The organism is uncultured Fretibacterium sp. (assembly GCF_938040765.1).
GTDB lineage: Bacteria > Synergistota > Synergistia > Synergistales > Aminobacteriaceae > CAJPSE01.
On sequence record NZ_CALIAA010000280.1, the window covers coordinates 1 to 11,103 of the forward strand.

General features: G+C 59.3%; 13 protein-coding genes. 6 read left to right on the forward strand and 7 right to left on the reverse strand.

Annotation, left to right across the window (positions count from 1 at the left end):
* Positions 1–162 precede the first annotated feature (162 nt).
* The 6 genes from Q0176_RS09880 (at position 163) to Q0176_RS09905 (ending at position 3,927) form a co-directional block, all read left to right on the forward strand.
* Positions 163–648, forward strand: a complete 486-nt coding sequence (locus Q0176_RS09880) for a flavodoxin (protein ID WP_299302282.1) — start codon at positions 163–165, stop codon at positions 646–648.
* A 10-nt stretch (positions 649–658) separates the two neighbouring features.
* A complete protein-coding gene (locus tag Q0176_RS09885; protein ID WP_299302285.1) occupies positions 659–1,213 on the forward strand; it encodes a flavodoxin in 555 nt (184 codons plus the stop codon).
* Positions 1,210–1,833, forward strand: coding sequence for a flavodoxin (locus Q0176_RS09890; protein ID WP_299302288.1), 624 nt, complete (start codon positions 1,210–1,212; stop codon positions 1,831–1,833). Before Q0176_RS09885 ends, Q0176_RS09890 begins: the two co-directional genes overlap by 4 nt.
* Positions 1,834–1,933: 100 nt before the next feature.
* A complete protein-coding gene (locus tag Q0176_RS09895) occupies positions 1,934–2,677 on the forward strand; it encodes a DUF4405 domain-containing protein (RefSeq protein ID WP_299302291.1) in 744 nt (247 codons plus the stop codon).
* A 19-nt stretch (positions 2,678–2,696) separates the two neighbouring features.
* Positions 2,697–2,993 carry a DUF4491 family protein gene (locus tag Q0176_RS09900; protein ID WP_299302294.1) on the forward strand — a complete coding sequence of 99 codons (297 nt, stop codon included), beginning with the start codon at positions 2,697–2,699 and terminating at the stop codon, positions 2,991–2,993.
* 247 nt (positions 2,994–3,240) lie between these two features.
* Positions 3,241–3,927 carry a DUF2249 domain-containing protein gene (locus Q0176_RS09905; RefSeq protein WP_299302297.1) on the forward strand — a complete coding sequence of 229 codons (687 nt, stop codon included), beginning with the start codon at positions 3,241–3,243 and terminating at the stop codon, positions 3,925–3,927.
* Between the two features lie 114 nt (positions 3,928–4,041).
* On the opposite strand, the gene Q0176_RS09910 is transcribed toward Q0176_RS09905, so the two are convergent.
* From Q0176_RS09910 to cas3, 7 genes are all read right to left on the reverse strand, one after another.
* Entirely contained in the window at positions 4,042–4,740 is a 699-nt protein-coding gene (locus Q0176_RS09910) for a Crp/Fnr family transcriptional regulator (RefSeq protein WP_299302300.1), read from the reverse strand.
* Between the two features lie 138 nt (positions 4,741–4,878).
* The gene (locus tag Q0176_RS09915) at positions 4,879–6,129 is read right to left on the reverse strand and encodes an RtcB family protein (RefSeq protein ID WP_299302302.1); all 1,251 of its coding nucleotides are present in this window, start codon (positions 6,127–6,129) and stop codon (positions 4,879–4,881) included.
* 212 nt (positions 6,130–6,341) lie between these two features.
* Positions 6,342–7,565: an ISL3 family transposase gene (locus Q0176_RS09920; RefSeq protein ID WP_299302305.1), complete on the reverse strand. Its 1,224-nt coding sequence runs from the start codon at positions 7,563–7,565 to the stop codon at positions 6,342–6,344.
* Positions 7,566–7,682: 117 nt separating this feature from the next.
* The gene (cas2, locus tag Q0176_RS09925) at positions 7,683–7,946 is read right to left on the reverse strand and encodes a CRISPR-associated endonuclease Cas2 (protein WP_299302307.1); all 264 of its coding nucleotides are present in this window, start codon (positions 7,944–7,946) and stop codon (positions 7,683–7,685) included.
* A gap of 1 nt (position 7,947) precedes the next feature.
* Positions 7,948–8,958, reverse strand: a complete 1,011-nt coding sequence (gene cas1b / locus Q0176_RS09930; RefSeq protein ID WP_299302310.1) for a type I-B CRISPR-associated endonuclease Cas1b — start codon at positions 8,956–8,958, stop codon at positions 7,948–7,950.
* 27 nt (positions 8,959–8,985) lie between these two features.
* Entirely contained in the window at positions 8,986–9,492 is a 507-nt protein-coding gene (gene cas4 / locus Q0176_RS09935; RefSeq protein WP_299302313.1) for a CRISPR-associated protein Cas4, read from the reverse strand.
* A gap of 10 nt (positions 9,493–9,502) precedes the next feature.
* The coding region (gene cas3 / locus Q0176_RS09940; protein ID WP_299302316.1) for a CRISPR-associated helicase Cas3' at positions 9,503–11,103 on the reverse strand (1,601 nt) is incomplete at its 5' end.

Consider the following 11,103-nt stretch of genomic DNA (forward strand, 5'->3'; position numbering starts at 1 on the left):
ACGTTAAAATTTTGTCCGCAGATTTTGGCCCCACCATCATTCACGGGTTCGCCGCGTCTTTGTCGGCCCTATGGCTTTCATCCTTTCTCCCCTTGACTTGGAGCTCACTCTAAATTATAGACTGTTGTTGTTTTGAAAAAACGAAAAGGAGGAGATTCCGCTATGAATATGAAAAAGAAGTTTCTGGTCGCGTACTTCTCGGCGACGGGGACGATGGCGGGAGTTGCGAAGAACCTTGCGGAGGCGGCCGACGCGGACCTTTACGAGATTAGACCCAAGACGTCGTACACGTCGGCCGATCTCGACTGGAACAACCCAAAGAGCCGCAGCTCGATCGAGATGAGGGACAACCCGAAGTTCCGCCCTCCCATCGAGGGGGCCCTGCCCGACGTCTCGGGGTACGACACGGTGCTGATCGGCTTCCCTATCTGGTGGTACGTCGCGCCGACGATCATCAACACGTTCCTGGAGGGCTGCGACTTGTCCGGCAAGAGGGTAGCCGTCTTCGCGACGTCCGGCGGCTCCGGCATGGGGCGCACACTGGACGAGCTCAAGCCGTCCGCGCCCGGGGCGGTCTGGCTCTCGGGCAAAAGATTTGGGAACCGCGAGTCGGTTTCGTCGCTCAAAGCCTGGATCGAGGGACTGTAACCGCGCCGAAGTGAGGGAACGGCCGAGCCCCGGAAAGAGGGGGGATGGCGAAGATTCTTGGACTGCTGGCTTTTGCCGCGGCGTTTTTGGAACGACGCGCGGCATCGCCGGAGAGGTCCGCAAACAGTCGGGCGGAGACCTGTTCGAGATTGAGCCGGTGCGCGAATACTCGAGCGACTACAATACGGTCCTGAACGAGGCTCAGCGCGATCAGCGCGATCAGCGCGAGAACGCGAGGCCGAAGCTGAAGGGGAGGGTCGAGAATTTCGGGCAGTACGACGTGATCCTCCTCGGCTATCCGAACTGGTGGGCTTCGGTTCCCGCGCCGGTAGCGTCCTTTCTCGAGAGCTACGATTTTTCGGGCCGTACGATCATCCCGTTTTGCAGTCATGGAGGAGGTCGCCTCGGACAGAGCGTCACGGCGATAGGCAAGCTCGCTCCGAACGCGGTGATCGGCACGCCGCTGTCCGTCCACTATGGCGGCGGCAGTTCCATGCCGGCCGACGTGGCCGCCTGGCTTGCCAAAAACGAATTGAACGAGGAAGATGGAGGAAAAAAGCGATGAAGGAATGGAGTGTGCTGCTGCTCTCGCTGACTGCGGTCGCATTTGTGCTTTTCGCGGGCGCCGGGACCGCGTCCGCCGCGGACGGCGGAAAAATTCTGATCGCGTACTTCTCGCGCGCCGACGAGAACTATCAGGTGGGCTACGTCGAGAAGGGCAACACGCAGGTCCTGGCCGAGGCCGTTGCCGAGGCGACGGGCGGAGAACTGTTCCGCATCGAGACCGAGAGGCCGTATCCCAAGGAGTACCGGGAGACGACCGAGGTCGCGAAGCGCGAGCAGAACGAGGGAGCGCGGCCGAAGCTGAAGAGCACGCCGCCCGACATCGGCCCTTACGACGTCATCTTCCTCGGTTACCCGAACTGGTGGGGGGACATGCCGATGGCCGTCTACACGTTCCTCGAGTCCTACGGCTCCGGGGCGTTCGCCGGCAAGCGCATCATTCCGTTCTGCACGGCCGCCGGCTCCGGCCTGTCCGGGACCGTCGGCACGATAGGGAAGCTCTGCTCCGGCGCGACCGTGAACAACGCCTTCACGATGCTGGGGGCGGAGGCCCAGGAGTTTTCGGAGGGCGCCAGGGCGAAGGTCCGGGAGTGGCTTGTGGGGACCGGGCTCGTCAAGTAGGGGAGCCGGCCCCTGCCCGCGGCCCGGGGTCGTGCATCCTGCATGGGGATGTGGGCGGAAATGGACCGCGGCGGGCAATGATGGGCGGAGGTGAAGCGTTATGCGCCTGAAGAGGGTCGTTGACCTGTTGATGACGGTGCTGCTGCTGCTCCTGATGGCGCTTCGGGTGACGGGAGAGACGGCACACGAGTGGCTGGGGATGGGGATGTTCGTCCTGTTCCTGATTCACCAGTGGCTCAACCGCGGGTGGTACCGTGCCCTGTTCCGGGGGCGGTACGGACTTGTCCGCTCCCTCTGGACCGCGGTGAACGCGCTGCTCCTGGCGGCCTTCCTCGTCACGGTTGCGAGTGGAATGATGATGTCCCGGCACGCCCTCGCCTTTCTGGACATCCGATCGGGGACGTACTGGGCCAGGTTGGCGCATCTATCGGGGTCCTGGTGGAGCTTCATCCTGATGAGCCTCCATCTGGGCCTGCATTGGGGCATGATAGCCGGGCGACTGCCCGGAGGATGGAAGGGCGTGGGCCTGAACGTCCTTGCCGCATTGGCGGCCGGCTGCGGGCTTCATTTGTTTCTCATCAGGGATATTTCGTCCTATCTTTTTCTCACGACGCAGTTCGCCTTTCTGGACTACGACAAGGCGGCGGCCCTCGTGCTGGTCGAGAACCTCGCGATGATGTCGTTCTGGGTTCTGCTGGCGTATCAGGGATACAAAGCGGTCTCGGGGATTGTCTCGAGGCGCTGGAGAAGTTTGCTGCATCCGGCTCTGGCGCTCACGGCGGCGGGCGGTTTCTCCGCGCTGCTGCCCCTGATCTTCGGCGGCGCTTCCGGGGACACTTGGTAGAGGAAAAAGGGGCGCGAGCATGCTCAACTGGTCCGGAATCCTCATCGGGCTGACCTCCTTCATCGTCATCGGCGTCTTTCATCCCGTCGTCATCAAGTGCGAGTACTACTTTTCCGACAGGGTGTGGCCGGTTTTCCTGGCGGGGGGCCTCGCCTTCTGCGCCGCGTCCCTGTTCGTGGAGCGGCCCCTGCTCTCCTCCGTCCTGGGGGTCGTGGGGTTTTCCCTGCTCTGGAGCATCCGCGAGCTGAAACAGCAGACCCGGCGCGTCGAAAAGGGGTGGTTCCCCCGAAACCCCAAACGTGCACCGAAGGGGTGAGCCTTCCGTTGTTTACAGGCTTCGACCCCTGCGGCTTGCTGCCCGCGGACGGAACGGCTGCCGCACTGCGGGGGTGCGTGGGCAGCTGTCGGCCTGCAGGCAGGGCCGGGGTTCCGTTTTCGCGTACAAAGTAGGAACGTCCTTCCGGAAAGTGATCATAGCCACACAAAGAGCGTCCTCCCGATGATAAATTATGTTCGGTATGAAAAACACAGGGCTCTTCGGGAGCCGGATGGGAGGACGCACGATGAGTTTTGCGGATTGGAAGGACAAGACTGCGGGGTTCAAGAAGATCGATGTGAGAGGGGTTGCCGGGAACTTCTTCCCCGGGCTGAAGAAGCAGGCGATGGAGCTTCCGGTCGGGGCGGGACTGGAGGTCGTCCAGACCTTCGAGCCCATCCCGCTCTACGCGGTGATGGAGCAGCTGGGCTTTGAATATCACACGGTACAGTCTGCGGAAAGCGAGTTTCACGCCTATTTCTATCGTACCGCGGTGAAGGAGGACGACGGGTCGATCCCCATGCGTCCCGCGGCGCTGACGAATTTCCCGCTGATCGACGAGGAGCTCGGCAGGATCGCGGTGAACTTCTGGGACCTGACCTGGAACGACGAAAAGAGGTCGCTCCCGTATGAGACCCGGCTTCTTCTGTCGCTGACGAATGCGGTCGGCGCGGGCAGAATGCGTCAGGCGTGCCGGGAGCTCGTCAAGGCGTACGCGCACGGGGTCGATTCCGCGGCGCTCGATGATGTGTTCGAGCTCCTTGCGTGGAATCAGGGAATCGGGTTCTTCAGCTCGGAGATCGGCCCGTCGACCCTTTTCAAGGCGTACAAGACCATCAAGCAGCAGGAGAAGCTCGGCAAGGACCGGGAGGAGATCAAGGCGTTCCTGATGGCGAACTTCGGCGAGAAGAACCCGGATATCGCGGTTCAGTAGCCGGGGATCGGAGGAAAAGTTTCCCTTTCCGAGGCTGTCGGCGGGAAAAGGGGGGCCGTGGAGGGCCTGTCGTCCACGGTGACGTCTGAGGGAGCGCTTTGGCTTGGACCTTCGTCAAAGCGCTCCTCTGCTGCGGATGACTTTGTTATGGAGGACGAAGTGGTTCTTGCGGAATGCGATCAGCCCTTCGTCCTGCATCCTTCCGAGCTCCCGGGACAGGGCCGTCCGGTCGATGTTCAGATAGTCGGCCAACTGCTGGCGGTCGAACGGGATGTCGAACTCCGCGCCGCGCGTCTGTACGGAGACGGTGTGCAGGTAGGCGAGGAGCCGGGCGCGGATGGTCCTGGGCGCCGTATGAAAGCTCCTTTCCGATAGGACGAGGTTCTTGTGCGACGAGATGACGAGGAGGTTGGTCGTCAGCCGGAGCAGCCAGGGGTCGGCACGCCCCGTCGGGCCCCGGAGGACGCCGATCCGGAAGAACAGAATCCGACACTTCTCGTTGGCGCAGACATCCACCAGCAGAACCGCATCTCTCAGAAACGCGTAGGTCTCGGCGAAGAACTGTCCCGGCCCGACGTGGCTCAGGATCGTCCGGTTGCCCCACCGGTCGTCGCTTCGGATCGTGACGCTTCCCTCCAGCATGAGCCCCATGCTGTCCGTCGTCTCCCCGGCGTGAAGGACGGTCTCCCCCTTTTTGTAGCTGCGGTCGTGCGCCTGGAGGACGCGCATGGCCGCCTGAATCTCGTCCTCGCTCATGCCCTTGAAAATCGCCGTCTCGCTCAGCTTCAGCCCGTTCGTATCCAAAGGAATCACCATTCTTTATCCATAGGCGATGATGGTCGATCATTATAGTACCATGACTTGCTCCCTCCCTCCAAAGCGCTTGAAGATATTGAAACGGATATTTTTACGAGGACCTCTTTTCCCTGCAAGAGCTCTCGGGCGAGCCGTTTATTTGCCTCCCGCTTTGAAGTTGTAGACGGGCCGGAGCCTGTCTGCGACCTCTGCGGTGGGCCCGATGGCGGCGAGGATGGAGTCCATCGGCTTGTAGGCGTCCGGGGCCTCGTCCAGCGTCTCCGGCGAGACGCAGGTCGTGTAGATCCCTTCCATCGCCGCCGTGTAGTCCGAGAGCGACAACGTGCGCTTCGCGTCGCCCCGGCTCATGATGCGCCCCGCGCCGTGCGGCCCGGAAGAGTTCCACTCGGGGTTCCCCTTCCCGATGCAGATGAGGCCCCCGTCCCGCATGTTCATCGGCAGCAGGAACCGCTCTCCCGCCGGGGCGGGGACCGCCCCCTTACGAAGGACCCTGTCGCTTCGGGAGATAAAGTTGTGGACCGTGCAGAACCGGTCGCATACGGAGTCCGTCAGTCTCATCCCCTCGAGTATCTCCGTGGCGATCGCTCTCCGGTTCAGGTCCGCATACCGTGTCATGAGCTCCATGTCCTGTAAATAAAAACTCATGAGCTGCCCTTCCAGATACGACAGGTCCGCTGGAACGGACCGCCCATGCCGTCGCTCTGCCGTCCTCTCTGCGGCCGTCAGGGCCTCCGTGAGCTTCGCGAGGTTGTCGCGCTTTGCGGCACTGCTGGCGTAAGAAAGGAACAGGTCCAGAAGCGTCCCCTCCGGGACCCCGGCGCAGTACGCCTTTGCAAGCCGTCGATAGATCTCCGAGACCACAAGTCCGGTGTGCCGGGAGCCCGAGTGCACGACGAGCCACAGTCCGCCGCCATCGGCGCGGTCGAGCTCGATGAAGTGGTTGCCGCCCCCGAGCGTTCCCACATCGAGCTGCGCCCGGTCAAGCCCCACAAGCCCCGCGCATCGCAGGTCCTTCAGAAAACCGTTTTTTACGTCCTTCATGAAGGGATGCGGACGGGCTCGCACGGCGAAGCCCGACGGAACCCGCGTGCGTACGACCTCGTCCAGCCTCGGCAGGTCCGCCTCCATATCGGACAGCTTTACCGCCTCCATTCCGCACCCGATATCCACGCCGACGAGGCTCGGTGCGATGCGGTCCGATACCGCCATTGTCGTTCCGATGACGCACCCCGCTCCGGCGTGCGCGTCCGGCATGATGCGGATATGCGCGTCGCGCGCGAACTCCTGACAACACAGCTCCAGAATCTGCGCTTGCGCGATCTCATCGAGCTGGAGTGCGTACACGACTGCCTCGGTGCATCGTCCTCTGATAATAAATCCTTCCATCGTACCGCACCCCTCTCCTCTTTTTCCGCCCCCTCTCCGGGGAGCCCGGTTTGATTCTGAAACGATACTTATCGATAGCTATAATTATGACCCATCCTCTCCACAAACTCTCCACAAAAACGATTAAATCTATCGATCAATACTGACTTTTATAAAGATCCTTCTTCAGTAGTCGACCTTGGGGACCTGACTCTTGCCGGCTCCTCGCCATTTTAAGTGGGTAAGTCAATCTGTAGCTTACCCGCGATGAGGTAAATCATCGAGATGAAGTTCTCCTTGCTCCTGTAGCCCCTGGCCCTCGCCTTACAGGCCTGGATCAAGCTGTTGATCCCCTCAAGAATGCCGTTGTTGATAGGGGACTCAAACCACTGAAGAACTCCGTCCCAATGATGCCGGATCGTGCGGGCTGCCCCAATCATCGCACTCAGACGACTGTGCGTTGCCCAGAAATACCATTTCTTCAGTAACAGCTCCCCTTCTTCTCGAAGGCGAAATCTCTTGAAAATCTCCTGGAAACTCAGCTTCATCTGATAAGCACGCGCGGTCTTCCGATTACGCTTCCTCAGACTCAGGTCCCCTATCCAGGCCTTTTGCTTCTCCGTCAGGTTTTGAGGGTTCTTCAGCCAAAGATAACGTGTGTGCGCCAGGCTCGGGTCCTCCTTGCGCTCCTCGCGACGGACGCTGTCCACCGCTTCGTTCACTGCCTTCATGACATGAAATTTGTCGAACGTCAGCTTCGCTCCAGGGAAGTGTTCTCGCGCCCCTTTGATGAAGGCTGGAGACATGTCGCAACACATCCGCTCGATGTTTTCGCCTCGACCGCCGTGCTCCTCGAGAAATGTCTTGAATCGACCCAAAGTACTCGAGTCCTTGCCCTCTGTGGCGAAGATGACCTTCGACGTATCCAGGTCCACGAAGACAGAGACGTAATCGTGCCCTCGCTTGCTGGAGGTCTCGTCGAATCCGACATTGCGGACCCGCGACAGATCCCTCCGCTCGAGGGCCTGTTCCGTGTAATGCCTGACCACGCGCCAGAGGCGTGTGTCGTGCATGTTCAGCTCCCTCGCCAAGGTCTTGATGGGCATAGCAGGGGCCAGGGACAAGACCAACGCCTCGAAAAGCAAAGTAAACCCGCTGCCCTCACGCGCCCAGGGGACAGGAACCAGGTGGACGCCACAGACGTCGCAGTGGATCCTTGGAACCCTGGCCGTGAGGTAGGCCTCATACTGAAAAAAATTGAGATGCCTCCAGGTTTTTGTAGCAGTATCGTGAACTTTCCGACCCTCTGCCCCGCATTCGGGACAGGTGAATTTAGAGCCCTTTTGAAAGTCCAGGTGAATATCAAGCCTCTTAGCTGCAGGGTCCAACTCCAGGGATTTGACAAACCACGGCGACGATATGCCTAGCGCTATTTGAAACAGTTCGATGTCCTTCATAATGGTCCAAAGATACCATAACGGTAGCCTTTTATAAACCAACCACTCCTGATAGCGAGGAGCCAAAATATAAAACCTGCTATGGCGTTGTCAAGGTACAAAAGGTTCCTGGCCGTGTTACACCACAAAGTCCGTACTGCCGCGCTCCACCCCCACGACCTCGCGGGACATGTAGCGCTCGGTACGCCAAGCATAAAACAAAACACTGTCGTATTGCAAGTCCAAAATTTTACGGACGTCCGTCTTGAGGGCCTCGAACGTCGCAGGGCTCAGGTCGCCCTCGAGGACGGAGTTCTGAATCCACGTCAGATACCGCCGCGCCGTCTTCAAGACCCTGCCCACGCGCTTCTCCCCCACGTCATAGAACATCAGGACGAACACCTTACCACCTGCTCACAAAGGGTTCGTAGGGCGCGTCGTCCAGAATGTGCTTCTGGATCTTATACGCCTCCATGCGCATCAGGCCGCGATAGCTGACATTGCGCTTCAGACGCGGATGCTCGATCGTCTCATTGACCCGCGCCTCCCACGCGCGCAAGACAACCTCGCGTCCCCGGTCGTTCAGATAGATGCCGCCGCCCGTCTCCTTCTCAAAGTGCTTCTCCTGAATCTCCCGTTTGTTGACCAGAGAAAATATCAGGCGGTCGACGAGGATCGGCTTGAAGATCTCCGCAAGATCCAGATTCAGGCTGAACCGACGGAAGTTCGTCTCGTGCAGAAAGCCGATGCGCGGGTCCAGGTGCGTCCTGTAGATCTGCGAAAGCGCCAGAATGTAGCACATGGAGTTCAAAAAACTGATGAGCGCATTCATGCGGTTGGTCGGTGGGCGGCGCGTCCGCTCCTGCATCTTGAACGCCTCGTCCTGAACCAGCCTATCGAAGAACTGATAATACCGATTCCGGGCGTTACCCTCGATTCCCATCAGGCCGGGGACGTCCTCGCTTCGCGGCGCCAGGTCCTCGAAACGCTCCAGGTCCTCCAGAATGTCCTGGACATCCAGCGAGGCCCGGCGCTGGTAGTACCCCACCACCCGGCGCATGTTCCGAATCGCACCGACGATGAGGGCCGAGGCGAGCGCGTGACGCTTGACTCCATCCATATAGTGCGCCGCCTGGGCCAAAAGCACGGCCCCGGAATTCATGTGTTCGCGCGGATAGTAGGTCCCGGCATAATAACCATGATAGTTGAAGAAATGGAGGATGATCCGCTTCTGCGTCAGAAACTCCAAAAGGCTCTTGTTGAGCTCCAGATCGCCCATCACCATGATCTCGTCCGTCGTCTCCACGGGCAGGAAGCGCGGCTTTTGCCCCGGCTCGCCCGACCGCTCCACAAAAAGCGTGTTGTCCTTGCGCCGCAGCGCCCCGGAACTCAAGAGATACAGGGTCTTGCCCATCGTGTCCCTCCTCCCCGCCCAAACGCCCTATCCCCAGCAGTACTCGGCATAGGCACACTTGCGGCAATACTTGCAGGACTCCGCCGCAGGCGGAGCGTCCTTTCGAACCAGCTCCTCGATCCCGGCATAGACGGAGTCCAGCTCCGATGCGAGCTCGTCCGTCAGGACAACCTCGACGCGCTTCTTCTCGGTGGGGAACATCAGGACCCCTCGGGCCTCGATCCCGGCCTTTCGAAGATCGTAGAGGTAATGGGCAAGCTGCAGCCGCGCCGATCGCTCCGCGCGGCTGCTCTTCTTGACCTCGCAGACCACCATCTCCCCATCCGCGCCCTGGACGAAGTCAAACTTGTTGTCCCCGAACGCCACCTGATGCCGCTCCCGGGCGTAGCTGTTCCGGTCGATCAGGCGGCCGAGGGCGAGGAAGTCATTGCTCTGATCGGCACTCACACTATGCCCCAGAAGCCAGGCTTGACGCTTACAAATCCAAAAAGCCTGGACCAAATGCCCATTGACGTTCACAGGCTCGGAGAACATGGGACGCCTCCTATATCATACTATCTGACACGTCAAAATCCTCCAGCTTCACTCCGATCTCCTCATCGTACTCGACCTCGCGTATATTCAAACGTTCCATCCCCCTCGGCACATCCAAAGGGTTAAACTTCTTTGCCTGATGGAGTCCGATGGGGACCTCGAACTGCGCAATCCGCAAGAGATCGGCTCTATCTCTGCTTGACCAAAGCTCCTGCACCTCTCCGAGAAAGCGATACGGGATGACCTGCACCTTAAGGAACTTGATCTTACGAGTCAAAGCATCGTCCTGAAGAATCGTCTCATCCAGAATGGAGACATCGGGGTTCTCAAGAATGCTCCGCGCTGCTCGCTTGCCCTCCTCGTAATTTTCATCCTCGATCTCAAGGTTTTGGTATACTTCCTCCAACATTACGGACAAGTCCCGCTCGGAAAGGGATCCTTCCCATCGCTGCAGAACCTCTAGCGTGCGTATGAGGGGTTCTTCGGCATTTTTGTAGACGTACTCCCTGGCCACATCACTGATGGGAAAGACCACAAAACGAGCTCCCACGGATTTTCCGAATCGGTTGCAGCGTCCCGCGCGCTGGATGAGACTGTCCAGGGGTGCACACTCGCTTAGCATGAGATCGAAACTGATGTCCAACGAGACCTCTATGGCCTGAGTCGCGACCACGAGGTCCACGAAGGAAGGGCGTCCTTCCTTATCCTTCTCCAGCAGAAGTTTTTCCTTTTCGTCTCGATCCCTCATGATAAAGCGGCTATGGTAACAAAGGATCTTTTTATCCGGCTGTTTTTCCTCCAAGATAGCTTTCCACCGCAAAAAAGTCTTCTGCGCGACATCCACCGTGTTCACGACAACGGCAACCTTACGCCTCTGCTCAAGAGCCTTTAAAATCTCCTCATCGAAAGATTCCAGCGGGGCGTCCCTGTACTCCCAGGAGCACTTACGTTTTTCCATCAGCTCCTCGGCGACGACAGGCATCTCCACGCCCAGAAGGGCCTGAAAGTGCTCCCTCAGTTTCCGGGGCATCGTGGCGCTCATCACCATGACCCGGCCTCCCATTGTCCTGATACGCTGAATGCTCTCCGTGATCAGCGCCAGGGTAAAGGGAGCGTAAGCGTGAATCTCGTCAAAGATCACCGAGGCTCCAAGCGTCGCCAGTTCCTTGAAAAACCAGTCCCCCATGTTGAAGTTGGCCGTCAGCAGCTGATCCACCGTCGCAACCATGACCGGAGCCATAAACGCTTTGTACTGGCGCAACACTTTGAGCTTGTCTTCAACGCTTTGCTCCTGCTCCTTTTCCTCTTTTTGAAGCACAAGGTACACCCCGGCCCCCGAATGAGATATCCCGCAGTCCATGGGATCAAAATAGGTCTTCATCCGTTCATACAGGCTGTTGGACGTTACCTTGGTCGGCATCAGAAACAAAACCTTGCTCGCCCCTTTATTCAGGGCCCACAGTAACGAAGCCTCCGTCTTTCCGCTGCCCGTGGGCGCGATGGCCAGAACGTCTCCTGGGCTTCCTTCGCACAGAGCCTGAAACGGGTATTTGGCATAGGGAGGATCGTCAGGGCCAGTTTGTCGTTCCACCCGTTCCTGCAGCTTATCGT